This window comes from Crenobacter sp. CS_VA4, from assembly GCF_055597485.1.
Map to the genome: position 1 here is coordinate 49,091 of NZ_JBVMAE010000014.1, position 19,312 is coordinate 68,402.

The window sequence follows — 19,312 nt, forward strand, 5'->3', positions numbered from 1 at the left end:
GCTCATGGCGAAACAGCAAGACTCGTGGTTCGAGACGTCGGAGGTGTTGCCGATGTTTCCGTCGCTGGTATGGAAGATCCAGCTCCAGCCGGCGCGGCATCAGGCGATCGACGCCGATATTCTGCGCGTGCTGGCAGGACTCCGGCCGGCCGGGCTGGCAGCGGGCCAGGGCTGGCAGTCGGAGCAGACGCTGCATCAACGCGACGAACTGCAGGACTTGGTCGCCTGCATCGACAAGGCGGCCAAAGGCATTCTGCGCTTCTTGCGCATCGGCTACGACGACTTCGAGATCACCGGCTGCTGGGCCACGGTGCTGGCCCCGGGGGCGGCGCACCGGGCGCACAGCCACCCGAACAATTTCTTGAGCGGCGCGTATTACGTGCGCACCCATCCGGGCGCCGACACGATCAATTTCCACGACCCGCGTGTGCAGACCGGGATCATCCGGCCGCCGGTGGTGGAGCTCACCGCCGAGAATACCGACCAGGTGGTGGTCCAGGTGCAGAACGGCACGCTGCTGCTGTTTCCGTCCTACCTGCAGCACTCGGTCGACGCGAGTCGGAGCGAGGCGGAACGGATCAGCGTCAGCTTCAATATCATGTTCAGTGCCTTCACCGAGAACCTGAGCCGGCCGCTCTGGTAGTGGTGAAGATCTACCCGGAGCGGATCGCCGCCAACGCGGCGGTGGTGTGGATCACCGCGCTGGTCGCGGTGCTGTCGCTGCTCGTGCTGCTCTTGATCCCGCGCTGGAGCTATCGGCCGAGCGAAACTAACGGCTAAGAGTCGCTAACGAAATCTTCCCGCCGTTGCCGCGCGCCGAAGCCGAATGACCCCATACACATTTTCTCCCTGACGCGCCCGTGCGGCGTCTGCCTATACTCCAAACACCTTACGCTCGGAGACGGTCATGCCTAACTACCCGGTCGAAGCCATCCGCTCTGTCGCACTGGTCGGTCACGGCGACAGCGGCAAAACAACGTTGGCCGAAGCGCTGCTGTTCAAGAGCGGTGCGATCACCGCGGCGGGGACGGTGGAGCGCGGCGACACGGTGTGCGATTTCGATCCGCTGGAGCGCGAGTACCTGCACTCGCTCGGCTCGGCGCTGGCGCACTTCCGCCACGGCGGCGCCGAGGTGCGGCTGATCGACACCCCCGGCTATCACGACTTCATCGGCCAAGCGCTGGCGGCGCTGACCGCGGTGGAGACGGCGCTGGTGGTGGTCAACGCGCAGAACGGCATCGAGCTGTCGACCCGGCGGATGATGAACTGGGCCGGCGAACGCGGCCTGTGCCGGATCCTGGTGGTCAACAAGATCGACGCCGAACGGGTCGACCTGCCGGGCTTGCTGGCGCAGCTGCGCGAGACGTTCGGCCGTGAGGTGTTGCCGATCAACCTACCGGCCGGCGGCGCGAGCCGGGTGGTCGACTGCTTCTTCAATCCGGCCGGCGAGGCCGATTTTTCATCGGTGGCCGAGGCGCACCAGGCGCTGGTCGACCAGGTGGTCGAGGTCGACGAGGCACTGATGGCGCGCTATCTGGAGCAGGGCGAGGTCAGCCCGGAGGAGTTGCACGCGCCGTTGGAGCGGGCGCTGCGCGACGGGCATCTGATCCCGCTGTGTTTCGTGTCGGCGCGTAGCGGCGCCGGGGTGCCGGAACTGCTCGACGTGCTTGCCAAACTGGCACCGAACCCGGCCGAGGGCAACCCGCCGCTGTTCTATAAGGGCGAAGGCGACGCGGCGGTGCCGTTCCGCTCGGCGCCCGACCCGACCCGCCACGTGCTCGCGCACGTGTTCAAGGTGGTGATCGACCCGTTCGTCGGCAAGCTCGGGGTGTTCCGCGTCCACCAGGGCACGGTGCGCCGCGACAGCCTGCTGTACGTCGGCGACGGCAAGAAGCCGTTCAAGGTCGGCCACCTGCTGCGGTTGCAGGGCAAGCGCTACGACGAAGTCGACAGCCTGATTCCCGGCGACTTCGGCGCGGTCGTCAAGGTCGACGAGATCGAGTTCGACGCGGTGTTGCACGACTCGCACGACGAGGACCAGATCCATCTGAAGCCGCTGGCGTTCCCGACGCCGATGCAGGGCCTGGCGATCGAGCCAAAGCGGCACGGCGACGAGCAGCGCATCGCCGAGGTGCTGCACCGGCTGCCGGCCGAAGACCCGTGCGTGCGCGTCGAGCAACACCCGATCACGCACGAGACGGTGCTGCGCGGCATGGGCGAGTTGCACCTGCGCTACCTGCTCGATCGCATGGCGACTACCTATAAGCTGGAGGTGCAGACCCGTCCGCCGCGGGTGCCCTACCGCGAAACGATCACCCACCCGGCCGCCGGCCACAACCGCCACAAGAAGCAGACCGGTGGCGCCGGCCAGTTCGGCGAGGTGTACCTGCGCATCGAGCCGCTGGAGCGCGGCGCCGGCTTCGCCTTCGTCGACGAGGTGAAGGGCGGGGTGATCCCGTCGCAATTCATCGTGTCGGTGGAAAAGGGCGTGCGCTCGGTGCTGGCGGCCGGCCCGTTGGCCGGCTGCCCGGTCGAGGACGTCAAGGTGACCGTCTACGACGGCAAGAGCCATTCGGTCGATTCGAAGGACGTTGCGTTCCAGGCGGCCGGCCGCAAGGCGATGCTCGAGGCGCTGCGCGCGGCGCGGCCGATCGTGCTCGAGCCGGTGGTCGCGATCGAGATCACCGCGCCGGAGACCAGGCTCGGCGACCTGACCGCCGACCTGATCGGTCGGCGCGGCCAGGTGACCGGCACCGAGCCGCTGTCGCAGGCGATGGTGCTGATCCGCGGCCAGGTGCCGTTGGCCGAACTGGAGGGCTACGCCGGCCGGCTCAAGTCGATCACCGCCGGCCAGGGCGCCTACGCGTTGCTGTTCAGCCACTACGACGCGGTGCCACAGGAGGTGCAGCAGCGGCTGTCGGCGGGCTATCAGGTCGAGCTGGAAGAAGAGTGAGGCAGGGTTTGATCGGGCCGGCATGAGGCGGCGGCAGTCGGCTGACTGCCGCCGTTGTTTTGGAACGGTATGGCGGCCGGCGCGGTCCTACCCGGCCATCCGCCACTGCGTGGCTCACCGTCCGGAAAGGAAAACCATGGCGATCAGCTGGATCGCGGCGTTCAAAGCCATCCCGTGGAGCGATGTGCTGTCGGCCACGCCGACCATCGTGCAGGGCGCCGAGAAGCTCTGGCACCGCGTGAAGAAGAAGCAGGGGACAGCCGGCGAGGACAACGGGATAGCGCCGCCGTCCGGTGTCGACGCGCGGGTGCGGCTCTTGGAGGCACAGGTGGCCGAACTGCGCGGCGAGGTGCTGGCGTCGTCGGCGCTGATCAAGTCGCTGGCCGAACAGAACGACCAACTGGTGCGCGCGGTCGAGATCTTGCGGGTGCGCACCCGGATCCTGCTCGGGCTGGGCGGCCTGCTGCTGCTGGCGACCGCCGCGCTGGTCTGGTGGGCGCTGGCGCGCTGACTAGACCCCCTCCTGACCGAAAATATCGCTGCCCAAGCTAACCAAATGGCATAATGTATCCGGCCTGCGGGCCGGCACGACCCCCTCCCCACATCCGAACCTTGCCCCGGAGTCACCATGAAATACCTGTCCGTCTCTGTCCGCACCGCCCTGGTCGTCCACGGCTACGATGCGGCCAACCAGGAAATCGTCGAAGAGGTGAACGAAGCGCAGTTCGCCGACAAGCTGGTGCTGATCGACCGGATCCAGTCGGTCAGCGAGAAATACCTGCTGGTGACCTCGTCGCACGGCCGGGTGATGTACTGGGAATACCAGGGCGGCCTGGCGGTGATGAGGGCCCGGCTCGCCGAAGCCGGGCTGCTGATCGGCTGAGTGACCGGCCGCGGTGTTGACCTGCCTGCGCTGTTCTACTGACCGGGAGGACCCCATGCCACGCTATTTCGCCTTCCTGCGCGCCATCAACGTCGGCGGGCACACCGTCAAGATGGACGAGCTGCGCCGGCTGTTCGAGACGATGGGCTTTGCCGAGGTGGCGACGCATCTCGCCAGCGGCAACGTGATTTTCTCGGCGCCGGACGACGATACGGCGGCGTTCGAGGCGCACATCGCCAGCGGCTTGCAGCAGGCGCTCGGCTACGAGGTGGCGACCTTCGTGCGCAGCGCCGACGAGCTCGTCGCGATCGCCGCCTACCAGCCGTTCGGCCGCGACGACGGCGGGCAGTACGTCGCCTTCCTCGCCGCGCCGCCGGCACCTGAGATCCAGCAGCGGCTGCTCGCCGAGGCGGGTGAAGCCGACCGCTTCCAGTTTCATGGCCGCGAACTGTACTGGTGGTGCGCCGGCCGCTTCAGCGACTCGCCGTTTGCCGGGGCGCGACTGGAACAGCGGCTCGGCGCCAAGGCGACGGTGCGCGGCCTCAACACGGTCGAACAACTGGTCGACCGCTACCTGCTGGTGTGAGTGCGGCGCTGCGGCCGACCCTGCTTCGGCGTAGCGGCAGGCTACGATACATGCACCCGTCACCGCCGAATAGCAGACGGAACCCGGGGGCGGGTCGAGGCCAGCGTCCGGGTTTTATCGTTCCATTTCGCCGCCGGGGTACACTGGCGGCCCTGTTCTGAGTGCCTATCTCACCATGAGCCACCCGCAAGCCAACAATCCCACCCACGGCGTGACGCTGGAGAAGATGCTTACCGAGCTGGTGGCCGCCTATGGTTGGCCGGAGCTCGGCCAACGCATCGTGATCCGCTGCTTCACCCACGACCCGAGCCTCAAGTCGAGCCTGATCTTCCTGCGCCGCACGCCTTGGGCGCGCCAACAGGTCGAGGAGCTCTACGTGCGCTTCAAGACGGGCAACGCGGCAGCCCGATAAGGCACCTTAGCGGGGGCTCGACTGCTGCCAGGTGAGATCGCCTGGGAACGCGCGCCCAAGCTATGCCGCCAGCGGCACGGTTCAGGTCAGGATCGCTGCGGTGTCGCAAGCCGCCTGCCTATACTGGCAATGACTCAGGCGTAAGCCGGCGTCGACCCGTGCAGCAGCCGGTCCGAATGATCGGCAGAGACGACAAGGAGAACGGCATGGTGGCATTTCTGGTGGCGGCGGTCGCGGTATTTGTCGCCTTCGTGGGGGTGTTGGGGCTGGCGTCGCCGGCGTCGCTGGTGGCGTTCGTGTCCGACTGGCAGTCGAAGACCGGGCTGTGGGGCGCGACGCTGCTGCGCCTGTTGCTCGGCGTCGGGCTGTGGCTGGTCGCGCCGCTGGCGCGCTTTCCGCTGGCGTTCCAGGTGCTGGCGCTGTTGTCGCTGCTCGGTGCGGTGGCGCTGCCGCTGATCGGGCTGGCGCGCTTCAGGGCGGTGCTGTTCTGGTGGACCCACCAGTCGCCGGTGATGGTGCGGGTCTGGTCGGCGCTGCTGGTGGTGTTCGGCGTGTTCGTGTCGAGCGCGCTGTACGCCTGAATCGGCGGCGTTGCGGCTCAAGCGCACGGTGCGGGTCGAGGCGTAACTGCCCTTGGGGTAACTTTCACGTTATGGCTTGGGCTGTGGATAATCGTCGTGCGGTAGCGATAGCGCGGTTATCCGAGGGGCCCTGTTGGCCGTAGCCTCGCATCACCCCGCTCATGACAAGGCCCCGCCGGCTGTTCGCAGGCGGGGCCTTGTCGTTGGGATCAGGACTCAGCGCGCCGGTACCGGGGTCCAGCCGTCCCGCCAGCGCTAGTCGTTATTCCAGTCATCGTGCCAGCCGTCCCGCCAGCGCCAGTCGTCGCGACGGCCATCGTGCCAATCGCGGTGCCGCCAGTCATCGTGCCAACCCCCATGCCAGTTGTCGTGCCAGCCGTCCCGCCAGCCGTGGTGCCAGCGCCAGTCGTCGCGACGGCCATCGTGCCAACCGCCATGCCAGTTGTCGTGCCAGCCGTCCCGCCAGCCGTGGTGCCATCGCCCGTCGTCGCGACGGCCATCGTGCCAACCGCCGCGCATGTCACCGTGCCAAAAATGATCATTACGCTCGGCTTGGGCGGCGGGAGCCTGTATGGCGGCCAGGATGGCCAGCAGGCTCAGGCTGGCCAGGCGTAACGTCGTTCTCATCGTCGTGTCCTCTCCCCTCGGCCCGTCGGCGCGGCGGCCTTGCGCTTACTGGGCGGGGGCTGTTGCCTCGTCGTGGTGATGGCGCGGCATCGTCTCGGCGTCGAAGGTCTTCTTCTGCTCCGGTGTCAGCTGGGCGTAGAACGCCTTCAGTGCGTCCAGACGCTGCCCCATCATGATTTCATGCTGCTTCAGGTGCTTGAGCTCCAAGTCCATCCGGTCCGGCGCGCTCATCTTGGCGATCGCGTCGCGGCTCGGGAATTCCGGGCGCGGACCCGGCTTCAGCGCGGTGGCGAAACGCTGCCAGGCAGCTTCCTGATTAGACTGCAGCTTGAGCTTGTCGTGCAGTTCCTGCTGGCGCTTGGCCATCATCGCGTCGCGCTGCGCCGGGTCCAGGCGGTGGACTTTCTGTTGCGGAGCGGCGGCCTCGGCGGCCAGTACCGGGGTGGCGGCGGCGCCGGCGAGCAGGCTGACGATCAGCAGCTTATTCAACACATTCATTGCGGGCTCCTTGTGGTGGCGACCGGACGACCTGATGCCGTCCTGCTGATATCCAGTGTGGTCGATAGATGTGAAGCAAGTTTTGCCTCGGCCGAGCAAATGATTGCGAAGTGTTAAGCGGCGCAGACGATCGCGCCAAACGAAAAAACGGCAGCCCGCGGGCTGCCGTTGTGGGTTGGCCGAAGCCGGCTCAGTAGGCGAACAGATCGAGCAGTTGGCTGCCGTTCTCGCCGACCAGCCGCAGCCGCGTCGGCGCGGCGTTGGCCGGTTGCAGTGCCAGGCCGTTGTAGCTGCCGTCGAGCGCGCTGCCGCAGCCTTGCAGCGTGAAGCTGGCCGGAAGGGCGCTCCCGTAGCTGTTGCTGCCGTCGAGCTTGCCGCTGATCGTGCAACCGCCGCCGCCCGTGATCGTGCCGTCGGCGGCGACGCTGAAGTCGAGCGCCTGCTGGCCAGCGACGGTGCTGTAGTTGCCGGCCAGCTGAGCCAGTGTCGGCGCGGCGGTGGCGGTGTCGCTGGCGGCGCCGCTATCGAAGCTGGGACTGGCACCGGCCGCCGCGGCCGGCACGCGCTGGTTGCCGTTGCCGAGTTTGTAGAGCGCCGTGGCCGGTTCGTCGTCGCTCGGCGATACCAAGAGATAGCCCTTGCCGTTGCTGACGTAGGCTTCGCCGTAGCCGCCGGCCGGATCGCCGCTGACCAGGCCGTTTTGCGTGCCGTTGGCGGCGACGCCGCCGATCGGCGCGCTGCCGCTGGATGGTCCGGTGCCGTCGCCGCCCGACGAACAGGCGGCGAGCAGCGCGACGAGCGCGAGGCTGGAGAGTCGTTTCATGCCGCGCTCCTTATCATTGGGCCAGCGACTTGAGCTTCAGCCGCACCGCCTCGACCAGGTAGCGGCGCGCCTGCGGCACGCCTTCCATGATGGTCACCGACACGCCGAGCTTCTGCGAGATCACATTGCCTTCCGACTTCAGGCCGCTGTCCTTCGGCAATGTGTTGCCCGACGGCAGCGTGGTGCCGCCGGCGGCCAGGCCGATGCCCGGCTTGCCGGCGAAGGCCGGGCCGTACTGGGCGGCGATCGGGTTCTTCGACAGGTCGGTGTAGAAGGCCGGGGAGTAGTCGGTGGCGGTGCCCATCCGGGTCAGGATGAACGGCAGGCTGGCGCCCTGGCCGGCGGTGAACAGCGGAATGTTGACGTTCAGGCCGGTGTTGTCCGGCAGCAGCTTGCCGCCGGCCTTGCTCTGGTTGGCGACCAGGGTGCCGACCAGTTTCACCACGATGTTGCCGACCTCGAAGGCGTGGGCGCTTTGGTTGCTGGCGATGCTGGCGAACGAGGTGACGGTGGTGTAGGCATCGCTGAACGCGATCGCCGGCAGGCCGCGGTTGATCGCGTAGAAGGCGTTGTTGACGGTGCCGGAGCTCATATTGATGTGGCCGGTGTTGGGGCCTTCGTTCGGGCCGGAGATCACCAGGTCCGGCTGCTTGCCGAACGCCTGTGGTGCGGCGACGTCGAGGCCATACAGGCAGGCCATCACCGGTGTGCCGTTGACGTAGCTGACGCTGGCGTCGTCCGAGGCGGTGCCGACACCGGCGGTGCCGGCGGTCAGGCTACCGTCGGTCACGCCGCGTTCGCTGGCGGTGACGGCCGGAATCGCTGCCAGGAAGTTCATCGCGCCGCCCTTGCCGGACTGGTTGTCGACCGGAGCGGAGACGATGACATTATGGCCGGCCGCCTTCAACTGTAGGGCGGTGGCGCGCAGATTGGCGGCGGTGAAGCCGTCGTCGTTGCACATCAGGATGTTCAGCGCGTGCGCGGACGGCGCGGCGAGGGCGGCCAGCAGCGGCAGCCAGATCAGTTGCTTGGCGGGTTTCATAGTGGAAGTGTCGTTCGGGGCTGTTGATGGAAATGTCATTCTGTGAACGGGCAAAACGGCACGAACACCTCGGATGAGGGTTGTGGCGGCGACCCGCTTGTGGCAAGCGCGGCGGGGCGGTCGACGAACGGGGGCTACACGTCAGCGAACGGTGTGGCGTGGCGGTTAAATGTCTTTGTGTCGAGAGAATAAGCGGTGACGGTGACGATTTAATGACGCGTCAATGGAGTCGACGGACTGGCGATGCCGGATTGCTGCCGGCCTAGCCGCCGCACCGTTGGGAAAATCGGGTCGCAGAGCCGGGGTTAAGGTGCTACAGACAAGTACGGCCGTTCATTGTTTGGACCGGTGCGGTTGTTCCGAGCGCAACGGTCATGTCGTCAACCTGTCTCGAGGAGCACGATGATGAGTACCAGCTTGAGTGAAGAGGGGTTGGACCTGCTATTCCGCCAGGCCCGCACCCATAGCGCCTGGCTGAACAAGCCGGTATCCGACGATACCTTGCGCCAGCTCTACGATCTGATGAAATGGGGGCCGACCAGCGCCAATTGCAGCCCGGCCCGCATCCTGTTCCTGCGCACGCCGGAAGCGAAGCAGCGCCTGCTGCCCGCCTTGGCGCCGGGCAATGTCGACAAGACGATGAGCGCGCCGGTGACGGCGATCATCGGCTACGACGTGAAGTTCTACGAGGCGCTGCCCAAGCTGTTTCCGCATGCCGATGCGCGCGCCTGGTTCGTCGACACGCCGGAGCTGGCCAGCGTCACCGCGCGGCGCAACAGCTCGCTGCAGGGCGCGTATTTCATCATCGCGGCGCGTGCCTTGGGGCTCGATTGCGGGCCGATGTCCGGCTTCGACAACGCCAAGGTCGATCACGAGTTCTTCCCCGCCGACCCGGCGCAGAACCAGTTCCAGCTGGAGAATTTCCCGGACAGCCACATCAAGTCGAACTTCTTGTGCAACCTGGGCTACGGCGATGCGAGCCAACTGTACCCGCGCAGCCCGCGCCTCGATTTCGACGAGGCGTGCAAGCTGCTCTAGCGCTCGAGCATCCGCCGGCGGCGCCCCGCCGCGTCACCTGTCCACCAGGAGGCCTTCATGAAACTGTACTATTCCCCCGGCGCCTGCTCGCTGTCGCCGCATATCGTGTTGGCCGAAGCCGACCTGCCGTGCGAACTGGAAGCGGTCGACCTGCGCGCCACCCCGCACAAGACCGCCAGCGGTGCCGACTTCGCCACCATCAACCCCAAGGGCTACGTGCCGGCGCTGCAGCTCGACGATGGTACGCTGCTGACCGAATGCGCGGCGGTCGTCCAGTACCTGGCCGATCAGGCGCCGCAGCACCGGCTCGCACCGGCCAACGGCACGCTGGAGCGCTACCGGCTGCAGGAATGGCTCAACTTCATCTCCGCCGAAGTCCACAAGGGCTTCTCGCCGCTGTGGAATCCGAGCGCCGGCGCCGAGGAGAAGGCCGGCGCGCAGCAGCGGCTCGAGCGGCGCTTTGCCTGGCTGGACACGCAGCTGGCCGGCAAGGAGTATCTGCTAGGTGGCTTCAGCGTCGCCGACGCCTACCTGTTCACCATCCTCAACTGGACGAACTACCACAATCTGTCGCTGGACGCCTGGCCAACGCTCAAAGCCTACGTCGCCCGCGTCGCCGCCCGCCCGGCGGTGAAGAGCGCGATGGAGGCGGAGGGGCTGCTCGGTTGAGCCTGCCGACCTTTCGATCCGACGCCCCGTTCGCGGGGCGTTTGTTTTGGCTCGCCGGTTTCGCGATACTGGGCTGGACGCGCTGATGCAAGGAGCTGCTATGGATCTGCTGGTGACATTGTTTTTTATCGTCGGGCTCCCGCTGCTGTCCGTGTTGGGTAGCCTCGCCGCGCTGCGCCGCCGGCGCTGAATCGTCCCTCTCGCAAGAGCGGCTTCGGCCGAGCTTGGCCGCCGCCTTGCTACTGTCTCGAAAGCATTCTGATGAACGATTCCCCATTGCTCGACCTCGCGCCGCTGAGCGCCGCGCTGCAACGCTTTGCCGACGAACGCGACTGGCAGCGCTTCCACACCCCGCGCAACCTGATGCTGGCGCTGACCGGCGAGGTCGGCGAGCTGGCCGAGATCTTCCAGTGGAAGAGCGACGCCGAGTGCGCGCGCCTCGGCGACGACCCGGCGACCTGGACCCACTTGAACGAGGAGCTGGCCGACGTGCTGCTGTATCTCGCGCGGCTCGCCGCCGTACTCGGCGTCGACCTCGACCACGCGGTGCGCGACAAGCTCGCCAAGAACGCGCTGAAGTACCCGGCGCCGCCGGCGATGTAGGACGAAGCTGCCCTTTTGGCGTATAGAACGTTGGTTTCCTATGCTGGAACGGCAGTCAATTCGTCACATGCATCGCAAAGGGGGAATGATGAACCAGATCGACTGGGATTATTGGCGTAATATCGCCGTCCAGCTCGGCATCAAGGTGGCCGGCGCGCTGGTGTTCTGGGTGGTCGGACGCTGGTTGATCCGCTTCGCCGCCGGCCTGCTCGGCCGGGAGCTGAGCCGACGCGACGTCGACGCCACGCTGGTGCGCTATGTGCACTCGTTCGTGTCGGGATTGCTGACCATCCTGCTGGTGATCGGCATCCTGGGCTTCCTCGGCGTCGAGACCACCACCTTCGCCGCGGTGCTCGCCGCCGCCGGCGTGGCGATCGGCCTGGCCTGGAGTAGTCTCCTGGCCAACTTCGCCGCCGGCCTGTTCCTGATCGTGCTGCGGCCGTTCGAGGTCGGCGACAAAATCAGCGCCGCCGGCGTCACCGGCACCGTCACCGAGATCGGCCTGTTCGCCACCACCATCGATACCTCCGACAACGTCAGGACGCTGGTCGGCAACAACAAGCTGTTCTCCGACAACATCCAGAACTACAGCGTCAACCCGTACCGCCGGGTGGATCTGAAGGCGCAGCTGGCGGCCGGCGCCGACCATGCGCAGGCGATCGCGCTGTTGCGCGACAAGCTCGCCACGATCCCGAACGTGCTGGCCGAGCCGCGGCCGGACGTCGCGCTGCTCGAATTCACCGAGCTCGGCCCGGTGTTGGCGGTGCGGCCGTACTGCAAGCCGGCCGACTACTGGCAGGTGTACTTCGACGGCAACCTGGCGATCTGCGAGGAATTGGGCCGCGCCGGTTACCCAGTAACGGAACAGGCGGTGGTATTGCGCAAGCACTGATGCCATACGGGTGTGCAGACCGCCGCCGCCGCGGCGGTTTGCGTTTTTGGGTAGCTTTCTGTCCAAATTGCGACGATGGAGCTTTTGCTCGGGCACCGCTTTGTTTTAGAATCCCGCAGTTTTGTTCGGAATACCCCTAGCCATGACCCAGAAATCGACCCGTGCTGCGCTGCCGCAGGCCTCCCGCGCCGGAGGGGTTGGGTCGTTGCTGGCCGCCGCGGTGTTCCGAGCCCTCAGTGTTTCCAGAAAATAAGCTCCTGATTCAGGGGCTTTTTTTTGGCCAAAATCCGACGAGACGCGCATTTAAGGAAAGCGAAGCCATGGCCAATCCACTCTACCGAAAGCACATCATTTCGATCCCGGACTTCAGCCGGGAGGAACTGGAACTCGTCGTGGACACCGCCGGCCAGCTCAAACGCTCGCCGCGCAACGACCTGCTCAAGGACAAGCTGGTCGCCAGCTGTTTCTTCGAGCCGTCGACCCGTACCCGGCTGTCGTTCGAGACCGCGGTGCAGCGCCTCGGCGGCAACGTGATCGGCTTCGCCGACGGCGCCAACACCTCGGCGAAGAAGGGCGAGACGCTAGCCGACTCGATCAAGATCATCAGTTCCTACGCCGACGCGGTGGTGATGCGCCACCCGAAGGAGGGCGCCGCGCGCCTGGCCAGCCAGTTCTCGACGGTACCGGTGATCAACGGCGGCGACGGCTCCAACCAGCACCCGACCCAGACGCTGCTCGACCTGTTCACCATCAAGGAAACGCAGGGCACGCTGGAAAACCTCACCGTCGCCTTCGTCGGCGACCTGAAGTACGGCCGCACCGTGCATTCGCTGACCCAGGCGCTGTCGCAGTTCAACTGCCGCTTCTACTTCGTGTCGCCGGAGGCGCTGGCGATGCCGGACTACATCTGCGAGGAGCTCGACGAGAACGGCGTGCAGTACACGCTGGTCAACAGCCTGGACGACGTGATCCCGCAGGTCGACATCCTGTACATGACCCGGGTGCAGCGCGAGCGCTTCGACGAGGCCGAGTTCAAGAAGATCCAGGGCAAGTACGTGCTGCGCGCCGAGATGCTGGCCGACGCCCGCGCCAACCTGAAGGTGCTGCACCCGCTGCCGCGCGTCGACGAGATCGCGGTAGATGTCGACAGCACGCCGCACGCCTACTACTTCGAGCAGGCCAAGAATGGCGTGTACGCGCGCCAGGCGCTGCTGGCGCTGGTGCTGAACGAGACCGTCTGAGCGGCCCCTACCGGATAGCGAATAAAGGAACTGACATGCAATACACCCGTACCGTCGAAGCGCTCAAGGAAGGCACCGTCATCGACCACCTGCCGGCCGGGCAGGGCCTGCTGATCCTGCGCCTGTTCAAGTTGGCCGACACCGGCGAGCGCGTCACCGTGGGCCTGAACCTGTCGAGCCGCCACATGGGCGCCAAGGACATCATCAAGGTCGAGAACATCGCGCTGACCGAGGAACAGGCCAACGAGCTGGCGCTGTTCGCGCCGCGCGCCACCGTCAACGTGATCGAGAACTTCGAGGTGGTGAAGAAACACCAGCTGGAACTGCCGGAAACGATCGAGGGCATCTTCGACTGCCCGAACTCGAACTGCATCTCACACGGCGAGCCGGTGAAGAGCTTTTTCTACGTCAAACCGACCGCTAACGACACAAAAATGAAATGCAAGTATTGCGAAAAGGTGTTCAGTAAGGATATCGTAGCGGAAGTGAAGTAAACGCTCGGTTGTCGACAGACGCACCGACGCGTCGCACAGGTTTATGGAGAAGCTGTACAAGAAGCGCTGCTACGACGGCGTCAAAAAAGAAGGAAAGCGCCACGGGTCTCCGTGGCGCTTTTCATTTTGCCGACAGCGGTCTTGCGTTGACCGGCCGGCGCTGCCAGAGTTCCGGCATGCTGCCGCTTCCCGTTTCGTTCCGTCCCACCTTCCGCCGCCGGCGCGTGCGCGCCGCGCTGACCGACCTGCTGCTGGCCGCCGTGCTCGGCGTGTTCGGTGCCTTGGCCACCATCCTGTTCCGTGAACTGCTCTATCTCGTCGAGTCGCTGCTCGCCGCCGCGCCGGAGCACGGCCTGGTCAGCCTCGCCCGCGGCCTCGCGCCGTGGCAGCGGGTGCTGGTGCCGCTGGCGGGCGGCCTGGCCGCCGGGCTGATCCTGCAGAAGGGCCTGATGCTCGCGCGCGGCTCGGCCACCGGCGACTATATGGAGGCGGTGCGGGTCGGCGACGGCCGGCTCGGCGTGCGCACCACGCTGGTGAAGAGCGTCTCGTCGTTGCTGTCGATCGCCTCGGGCAGTGCTATCGGCCGCGAGGGCTCGATGGTGGCGCTCTCGGCGCTGCTCGGCTCGGTGCTCGGCCAGCTGCGCGGCCTGCCGCGCTACCGGCGCCGGCTTCTGGTGTCGTGCGGCGCGGCGGCCGGTCTCGCGTCGGCCTACCACGCGCCGCTGGCGGCGGTGCTGTTCGTCGCCGAGATCGTCTGGGGGCGGCTGCACGTGCGGCGCCTCGTGCCGCTGGTGGTGGCGGCGGTGCTGGCGAGCAGCACCGTCTACCAGCTGTTCGGCTACGCGCCGGTCTACCGGCTCGCCGGCTTGCCGCCGCTGTCGCTATGGCAGCTGCCCGGCTACGGCCTGATCGCGCTGCTGCTCGGCGCGGCGGCGCCGCTCTACGTCGGCCTGCTCGAGCGCACCCACCGGCTGTTCGGCCGGCTGCCGCTGGCGCTGCCGTGGCGGATGGCGGCCGGTGGCCTGTTGGTCGGGCTGCTGTCGCTGGTCTACCCGGAGGTGTGGGGCAACGGCTACAGCACGGTGTCGCGCTTGCTCAACACGCCGCTCGCCTGGTCTCTGGTGCTCGGCATCCTGCTCGCCAAGCTGGTCGCCACTGCGACGAGCACCGGCTCCGGCGCGGTCGGCGGGGTGTTCACGCCGACGCTGTTCGTCGGCGCGGCGCTCGGCACGCTCGCCGGCCTCGCCGCCGCCGCGCTGTGGCCGGGTTGGTTGTCGCTGCCGGCGTGCACGCTGATCGGCATGACCGCCTTGCTCGCCGGCGCCACCCAGGCGCCGTTGATGGCGATGCTGATGCTGATGGAGATGACCGGCCAGTACGCGATGCTGCTGCCGGTGATGCTGGCGGCGGTGCTGGCGGTGGTGGCGAGCCGGTTGCTCGGCGGCGGGTCGATCTATCCGCGTTAGTCAACGTTGGCCGAAAAGCGGTCGAAACGGGTTTTCTCGGCGTCGTGGGGATCCGGGGGATTGTGCTGAAGGTTGCGTTGGTGCGAACGGTGGCCTTGTCGGTCTCGCCCGACGGGCGAGTTCCTTTTCTTGTTTCGCCAAGAAAAGGAACCAAAAGAAGGCGACCCCAACGACGCCGGCCCGCTGCGCGGGCTGCCCTGCGGGCGCCCCGGCCAACGGGCGGCTGCGCAACTCGCACCGACTGCGTCGGCACTCGGACAGTGCTCGCCGACATCCCCCGTTGGCCGTGGCGTCCTCGGCGGCGTCGAAGGAGGAGAGGTGGCCGTAGGTCGCGGTCATGAAATGGGTTTGAAAATCAGCGGATTGCTTGGGTAGTTGCTGGCTGTGGATAAAAGCGATGGTCGGCGCTTTGCTGTGGATAAAGCCTAAGGTTGGGCCGAAAGAACTGAATGCTAGATCAAGTCAACGACAGTCGTCTTCGGCCAACGTTGACGAGTCATCCCAGATTTACGACGTCTTATTTGCTGTTTCTGCAACGCCACATAAGTCCTGCCCATTCCCCTTTGCGCTGCCGAGCGATCGTCAAGCGGCCAGGTTTTAAGCCGCCGCTTGTTCGAGTGCCGCGACGTTAGCGCGGCGCGAGTTCGGCGGCGCCTGGCCGCTTGGCAGGCGCGAGGGAAGCCGAAGGCCAGCGCATCGGGGTCGCCTTTTCTTTGGATACTTTCTTTTGGCGAAGCAAAAGAAAGTATCCCGCCTCGCCGGGCGGGACCGGCGCTGTTGCAATGCGCGCGTCTGTCTCCATAGCCCGACACATAAACGGCGTGGCCAGTCGGGCGAGACCGACAAGGCCACAGTTCTCACCAACGTTGGCCGAACCGCACGATGGCTCCCACAGGCCTTGCCGCGTTAACGCCAAGAGCACGTAAAAAAACCCGGCCTTACGGCCGGGCGCTTCCGTCATCAACAACGACTAGGCGGCGTGTCGCACCGGCGGCGTGCGGCGAAACGCGGCGAGCAACTCCTCGCGCTTCGGCGCCACTTCGCCGGCATGGCGTGCCTTGACGTGGCCGTAGCCGCGTACCTGTTCGGTCAGCCGCACCAGCTCGACCGCGGTAGTGAGCTTGTCGCGGTTGAGACTGGTCTCCAGCTCGTCGAGCAGCGCCTCGAACTCGCCGATCATCTGACGTTCGAGCTTGCGGTCGGCCTGCCAGCCGAACGGGTCGAACGGCGTGCCGCGCAGCACCTTCAGCTTCGCCACCCACTTCATCGCCGGCAGCAGCCAGGGGCCGAAGCTGACCTTCTTCGGCTTGCCGCCGGTCAGCCAGCTGGCACCGAGATGGAAGCGCAGCGTGAAGTCGCCATCGAACTCGGCGCCCAGCTGGCGGGCGAACTCGCCGTCGCTGTAGAGGCGCGCCACCTCGTACTCGTCCTTGTACGCCAGCAGCTGGTAGTAGGCCTTCGCCACCGCCACGGTCAGCGCGGTGCTGCCGGGCTTGGCGCGTTCCTCGGCGGCGCGGATCGCCTGCACCCGGGCGCGGTAGCGTTCGGCCAACTTGGCGTTCTGGTAGGCGGTCAGCCGGTTGATCCGGTCGTGCAGCAACGCGTCCGGCGTCTCGCGCGGCATGAAGCTCAGCACCGCGTTCGGCGTCACCAGCTTGTCCAGCTCGCGCACGTCGTGCGCGGCGTGGCGGCCCCACTCGAACGCCTGCTGGTTGAACGCCACCTGCGCGCCGTTCAGTTCGATCGCCTTGACGATCGCCTCGCGACCGACCGGCACCAGCCCCTCCTGCCAGGCGTAGCCGAGCATGAACATATTGCTCGCCAGCGCGTCGCCGAGCAGGCCGGTGGCGAGCTTGGTGGCGTTGACCTCGTGGAAGTGCGACTCGCCGACCGCGTCGCGCAGCGCGTCGCGCATGCTGCGTGCCGGGAACGGCGCGTTCGGGTCTTTCAGGAACGCGCTGGTCGGCGATTCGTAGGTGTTCAGCACCACCGACGAGTAGCCCTCGCGCAGCTTGGCGAGCGCCTCGGCGCTGGCGCTGACCACCAGGTCGCAGCCGAGCACCAGGTTGGCGTCGCCGGCGGCGATGCGTACCGCGTGCAGCGCGTCCTGGCCATCGGCGATCCGCACGTGCGACCACACCGAGCCGCCCTTCTGCGCGAGGCCGGCCATGTCGAGGATGGTGACGCCCTTGCCGTCCAGATGCGCCGCCATGCCGAGCACCTGGCCGATCGTCACCACGCCGGTGCCGCCGACGCCGGTGACCATGATGCCGTACGGCTCGTGCGACGCCGGCAGCGTCGGTTCCGGCAGCGTCGGCAGCGCGGCCAGGTTGGCCGAACGGCCGGCCGGTTTGCGCACCGACCCGCCCTCGACGGTGACGAAGCTCGGGCAGAAGCCGTCGAGGCAGGAGTAGTCCTTGTTGCAGCTACTCTGGTCGATGCGGCGTTTGCGGCCGAGCGGAGTTTCCGCCGGCAGGATCGACAGGCAGCCGGACTTTTCGCCGCAGTCGCCGCAGCCCTCGCACACCGCCTGGTTGATGAACACCCGTTTGGCCGGGTCGGGGTACTCGCCGCGCTTGCGGCGGCGGCGCTTCTCGGCCGCGCAGGTCTGGTCGTGGATCAGGATCGACACGCCCTTCACCTCGCGCAGCTCGCGCTGCAGCCGGTCGAGCTCGTGGCGGTCGTACACCTCGACGCCGTCGGCCAGGCCCTTGTGGTCGGCGTACTTGCCCGCGTCGTCGCTGGTGATGACGATGCGCTGCACGCCCTCGGCGGCGAGTTGGCGGGTGATCATCGGCACGTCGAGCGGGCCGTCGACATGCTGGCCGCCGGTCATCGCCACCGCGTCGTTGTAGAGGATCTTGTAGGTGATGTTGACGTTGGCGGCGATCGCGGCGCGGATCGCCATCAGCCCGCTGTGGTAGTAGGTGCCGTCGCCGAGGTTGGCGAACACGTGCTGGGTGTCGGTGAACGGCGCCTGGCCGATCCACGGCACGCCCTCGCCGCCCATCTGGCTGAACATGCTGGTGTTCGGCTCGATCCACATCGCCATATAGTGGCAGCCGATGCCGGCGAGCGCGCGGCTGCCGTCGGGTACCTTGGTGCTGGTGTTGTGCGGACAGCCCGAGCAGTAGTGCGGCACGCGCTGGATAGACTCGCGCGGGCGCACCAGCTGCGCTTCCTTGTCGTCGTAGAACGCCAGCCGCTCGCGGATCGCCGCGCTGTCGACGTACTGGGTCAGCCGCGCCGCAATCGCGCGGGCGATCATCGCCGGGGTCAGCTCGCCGGCCGCCGGCAGCAGCCAGTCGCCGTGCGGCAGCGCCCATTCGCCCTTCTCGGCGAACTTACCGACCACGCGCGGGCGGACGTCCTCGCGCCAGTTGTACAGCTGTTCCTTCAGCTGGTACTCGATGATCTGGCGCTTCTCCTCGACCACCAGGATCTCGTCGAGGCCCTCGGCGAAGTGGCGCACCCCTTCCGACTCGAGCGGCCAGACCAGGCCGACCTTGTAGATGCGCAGGCCGAATTCGGCGGCGGTCGCCTCGTCGATGCCGAGGTCGTCGAGCGCCTGCAGCACGTCGAGATAGCTCTTGCCGGTGGTGATGATGCCGAGCCGCGCGTTCGGCGAGTCGAGCACCACCTTGTTCAAGTGGTTGGCGCGCGCGAACGCCAGCGCGGCGTACAGGCGGTGGTGCAGCAGCCGTTCTTCCTGAGCCAGCGGCGGGTCGGGCCAGCGGATGTTGAGTCCCCCCTCGGGGATCGGGAAATCGTCCGGGATCACGATCGGCAGCCGTTCCTGGCCGATGTCGACCACTGCCGAGCTCTCGACCGTGTCGGAGATCGCCTTCAGCGCCACCCAGCAGCCGGAGTAGCGGCTCATCGCCCAGCCCATCAGGCCGTAGTCGAGCACCTCCTGCACGCCGGACGGCGACAGTACCGGGATCATGCTGGCGGCGAGGATATGGTCGGACTGGTGCGGGAAGGTCGACGACTTGGCGGCGTGGTCGTCGCCGCACACCAGCAGCACCCCGCCGTGCGGGCTGGTGCCGGCGGCGTTGCCGTGCTTGATCACGTCGCCGGAGCGGTCGACGCCCGGGCCCTTGCCGTACCAGAGCGTGAACACGCCATCGACCTTGGCGCCGCCGAACAGGTTGACCTGCTGGGTGCCCCAGGCGGCGGTGGCGGCGAGGTCTTCGTTGATGCCGGGCTGGAACACCACGCGGTGCTGCTCGAGCAGCTTGCCTGCCTTGGCCATCGCCTGGTCGACGCCGCCCAAGGGTGAGCCGCGGTAACCGGTGACGTAGCCGCCGGTATTGAGCCCGGCCGCGCGGTCGCGGTCGGCCTGCAACAGCGGCAGGCGCACCAGCGCCTGGATGCCGGTCATGAACACCTGGCCGGTCGGGCGGACGTATTTGTCGTCGAGCGTCAGCTCGCGCAGCGGATGGTCGTGTGAGGACATCGGGTCGTTTCTCCTCTAGTGAGACGGGCGCTTGTGGCGCTTTCG

At 66.9% G+C, this 19,312-nt stretch carries 20 protein-coding genes; 15 read left to right on the plus strand and 5 right to left on the minus strand.

The features are described from left to right. Positions 1-4: 4 nt before the first annotated feature. From ACZ2IA_RS14370 to ACZ2IA_RS14405, 8 genes are all read left to right on the plus strand, one after another. Positions 5-643: a 2OG-Fe(II) oxygenase family protein gene (locus tag ACZ2IA_RS14370; protein WP_470293274.1), complete on the plus strand. Its 639-nt coding sequence runs from the start codon at positions 5-7 to the stop codon at positions 641-643. After that, complete coding sequence (locus ACZ2IA_RS14375; protein WP_470293275.1) at positions 643-780, plus strand: hypothetical protein; 138 nt, start codon at positions 643-645, stop codon at positions 778-780. The genes ACZ2IA_RS14370 and ACZ2IA_RS14375 overlap by 1 nt, the downstream gene beginning before the upstream one ends. Before the next feature lie 127 nt (positions 781-907). After that, a complete protein-coding gene (gene fusA, locus ACZ2IA_RS14380) occupies positions 908-2,953 on the plus strand; it encodes an elongation factor G (protein WP_470293276.1) in 2,046 nt (681 codons plus the stop codon). Between the two features lie 136 nt (positions 2,954-3,089). Next, the gene (locus ACZ2IA_RS14385; RefSeq protein ID WP_470293277.1) at positions 3,090-3,464 is read left to right on the plus strand and encodes a hypothetical protein; all 375 of its coding nucleotides are present in this window, start codon (positions 3,090-3,092) and stop codon (positions 3,462-3,464) included. Positions 3,465-3,581: 117 nt separating this feature from the next. Continuing rightward, the gene (locus tag ACZ2IA_RS14390) at positions 3,582-3,836 is read left to right on the plus strand and encodes a hypothetical protein (RefSeq protein ID WP_470293278.1); all 255 of its coding nucleotides are present in this window, start codon (positions 3,582-3,584) and stop codon (positions 3,834-3,836) included. Positions 3,837-3,891: 55 nt separating this feature from the next. After that, complete coding sequence (locus tag ACZ2IA_RS14395; RefSeq protein WP_470293279.1) at positions 3,892-4,422, plus strand: DUF1697 domain-containing protein; 531 nt, start codon at positions 3,892-3,894, stop codon at positions 4,420-4,422. Positions 4,423-4,597: 175 nt separating this feature from the next. After that, positions 4,598-4,834, plus strand: coding sequence for a VF530 family protein (locus tag ACZ2IA_RS14400; RefSeq protein WP_470293280.1), 237 nt, complete (start codon positions 4,598-4,600; stop codon positions 4,832-4,834). A gap of 206 nt (positions 4,835-5,040) precedes the next feature. Next, entirely contained in the window at positions 5,041-5,415 is a 375-nt protein-coding gene (locus tag ACZ2IA_RS14405; RefSeq protein ID WP_470293281.1) for a hypothetical protein, read from the plus strand. A 255-nt stretch (positions 5,416-5,670) separates the two neighbouring features. Here the strand turns inward: ACZ2IA_RS14405 and ACZ2IA_RS14410 are convergent, their stop codons facing one another. From ACZ2IA_RS14410 to ACZ2IA_RS14425, 4 genes are all read right to left on the minus strand, one after another. Continuing rightward, positions 5,671-6,042 (minus strand): hypothetical protein, encoded by a 372-nt coding sequence (locus ACZ2IA_RS14410; protein ID WP_470293282.1) that lies wholly within the window; start codon positions 6,040-6,042, stop codon positions 5,671-5,673. A 45-nt stretch (positions 6,043-6,087) separates the two neighbouring features. Next, entirely contained in the window at positions 6,088-6,540 is a 453-nt protein-coding gene (locus ACZ2IA_RS14415) for a Spy/CpxP family protein refolding chaperone (protein WP_470293283.1), read from the minus strand. Between the two features lie 190 nt (positions 6,541-6,730). Continuing rightward, complete coding sequence (locus ACZ2IA_RS14420) at positions 6,731-7,363, minus strand: hypothetical protein (protein ID WP_470293284.1); 633 nt, start codon at positions 7,361-7,363, stop codon at positions 6,731-6,733. Positions 7,364-7,376: 13 nt separating this feature from the next. Continuing rightward, positions 7,377-8,405: a 5'/3'-nucleotidase SurE gene (locus tag ACZ2IA_RS14425; RefSeq protein ID WP_470293285.1), complete on the minus strand. Its 1,029-nt coding sequence runs from the start codon at positions 8,403-8,405 to the stop codon at positions 7,377-7,379. 405 nt (positions 8,406-8,810) lie between these two features. On the opposite strand from ACZ2IA_RS14425, the gene ACZ2IA_RS14430 reads away from it, so the two are divergent. The 7 genes from ACZ2IA_RS14430 to ACZ2IA_RS14460 all read left to right on the plus strand — a co-directional run bounded on the left by ACZ2IA_RS14430 (position 8,811) and on the right by ACZ2IA_RS14460 (position 14,808). Then, complete coding sequence (locus ACZ2IA_RS14430) at positions 8,811-9,443, plus strand: malonic semialdehyde reductase (RefSeq protein WP_470293286.1); 633 nt, start codon at positions 8,811-8,813, stop codon at positions 9,441-9,443. A gap of 57 nt (positions 9,444-9,500) precedes the next feature. Beyond that, complete coding sequence (gene gstA / locus ACZ2IA_RS14435; protein ID WP_470293287.1) at positions 9,501-10,112, plus strand: glutathione transferase GstA; 612 nt, start codon at positions 9,501-9,503, stop codon at positions 10,110-10,112. Between the two features lie 261 nt (positions 10,113-10,373). After that, entirely contained in the window at positions 10,374-10,715 is a 342-nt protein-coding gene (locus ACZ2IA_RS14440; protein WP_470293288.1) for a nucleotide pyrophosphohydrolase, read from the plus strand. Positions 10,716-10,800: 85 nt separating this feature from the next. Further along, on the plus strand, positions 10,801-11,607 hold the full coding sequence (locus ACZ2IA_RS14445) for a mechanosensitive ion channel family protein (protein WP_470293289.1): 807 nt from the start codon (positions 10,801-10,803) through the stop codon (positions 11,605-11,607). Between the two features lie 320 nt (positions 11,608-11,927). Next, positions 11,928-12,848, plus strand: a complete 921-nt coding sequence (gene pyrB, locus ACZ2IA_RS14450; RefSeq protein WP_470293290.1) for an aspartate carbamoyltransferase — start codon at positions 11,928-11,930, stop codon at positions 12,846-12,848. A gap of 35 nt (positions 12,849-12,883) precedes the next feature. Next, positions 12,884-13,342 carry an aspartate carbamoyltransferase regulatory subunit gene (gene pyrI / locus ACZ2IA_RS14455; protein WP_470293291.1) on the plus strand — a complete coding sequence of 153 codons (459 nt, stop codon included), beginning with the start codon at positions 12,884-12,886 and terminating at the stop codon, positions 13,340-13,342. Between the two features lie 176 nt (positions 13,343-13,518). After that, positions 13,519-14,808 (plus strand): chloride channel protein, encoded by a 1,290-nt coding sequence (locus ACZ2IA_RS14460; RefSeq protein WP_470293292.1) that lies wholly within the window; start codon positions 13,519-13,521, stop codon positions 14,806-14,808. 970 nt (positions 14,809-15,778) lie between these two features. Here the strand turns inward: ACZ2IA_RS14460 and ACZ2IA_RS14465 are convergent. Further along, positions 15,779-19,267, minus strand: coding sequence for an indolepyruvate ferredoxin oxidoreductase family protein (locus ACZ2IA_RS14465; protein ID WP_470293293.1), 3,489 nt, complete (start codon positions 19,265-19,267; stop codon positions 15,779-15,781). Between the last annotated feature and the right edge of the window lie 45 nt (positions 19,268-19,312).

Bases quoted from the DNA above. Each gene is read 5' to 3' on its own strand.
- ACZ2IA_RS14370 (WP_470293274.1), top strand. From the start codon at position 5: ATGGCGAAACAGCAAGACTCGTGGTTCGAGACGTCGGAGGTGTTGCCG.
- fusA (WP_470293276.1), top strand. From the start codon at position 908: ATGCCTAACTACCCGGTCGAAGCCATCCGCTCTGTCGCACTGGTCGGT.
- ACZ2IA_RS14385 (WP_470293277.1), top strand. From the start codon at position 3,090: ATGGCGATCAGCTGGATCGCGGCGTTCAAAGCCATCCCGTGGAGCGAT.
- ACZ2IA_RS14390 (WP_470293278.1), top strand. From the start codon at position 3,582: ATGAAATACCTGTCCGTCTCTGTCCGCACCGCCCTGGTCGTCCACGGC.
- ACZ2IA_RS14395 (WP_470293279.1), top strand. From the start codon at position 3,892: ATGCCACGCTATTTCGCCTTCCTGCGCGCCATCAACGTCGGCGGGCAC.
- ACZ2IA_RS14400 (WP_470293280.1), top strand. From the start codon at position 4,598: ATGAGCCACCCGCAAGCCAACAATCCCACCCACGGCGTGACGCTGGAG.
- ACZ2IA_RS14405 (WP_470293281.1), top strand. From the start codon at position 5,041: ATGGTGGCATTTCTGGTGGCGGCGGTCGCGGTATTTGTCGCCTTCGTG.
- ACZ2IA_RS14410 (WP_470293282.1), bottom strand. From the start codon at position 6,042: ATGAGAACGACGTTACGCCTGGCCAGCCTGAGCCTGCTGGCCATCCTG.
- ACZ2IA_RS14415 (WP_470293283.1), bottom strand. From the start codon at position 6,540: ATGAATGTGTTGAATAAGCTGCTGATCGTCAGCCTGCTCGCCGGCGCC.
- ACZ2IA_RS14420 (WP_470293284.1), bottom strand. From the start codon at position 7,363: ATGAAACGACTCTCCAGCCTCGCGCTCGTCGCGCTGCTCGCCGCCTGT.
- ACZ2IA_RS14425 (WP_470293285.1), bottom strand. From the start codon at position 8,405: ATGAAACCCGCCAAGCAACTGATCTGGCTGCCGCTGCTGGCCGCCCTC.
- ACZ2IA_RS14430 (WP_470293286.1), top strand. From the start codon at position 8,811: ATGAGTACCAGCTTGAGTGAAGAGGGGTTGGACCTGCTATTCCGCCAG.
- gstA (WP_470293287.1), top strand. From the start codon at position 9,501: ATGAAACTGTACTATTCCCCCGGCGCCTGCTCGCTGTCGCCGCATATC.
- ACZ2IA_RS14440 (WP_470293288.1), top strand. From the start codon at position 10,374: ATGAACGATTCCCCATTGCTCGACCTCGCGCCGCTGAGCGCCGCGCTG.
- ACZ2IA_RS14445 (WP_470293289.1), top strand. From the start codon at position 10,801: ATGATGAACCAGATCGACTGGGATTATTGGCGTAATATCGCCGTCCAG.
- pyrB (WP_470293290.1), top strand. From the start codon at position 11,928: ATGGCCAATCCACTCTACCGAAAGCACATCATTTCGATCCCGGACTTC.
- pyrI (WP_470293291.1), top strand. From the start codon at position 12,884: ATGCAATACACCCGTACCGTCGAAGCGCTCAAGGAAGGCACCGTCATC.
- ACZ2IA_RS14460 (WP_470293292.1), top strand. From the start codon at position 13,519: ATGCTGCCGCTTCCCGTTTCGTTCCGTCCCACCTTCCGCCGCCGGCGC.
- ACZ2IA_RS14465 (WP_470293293.1), bottom strand. From the start codon at position 19,267: ATGTCCTCACACGACCATCCGCTGCGCGAGCTGACGCTCGACGACAAA.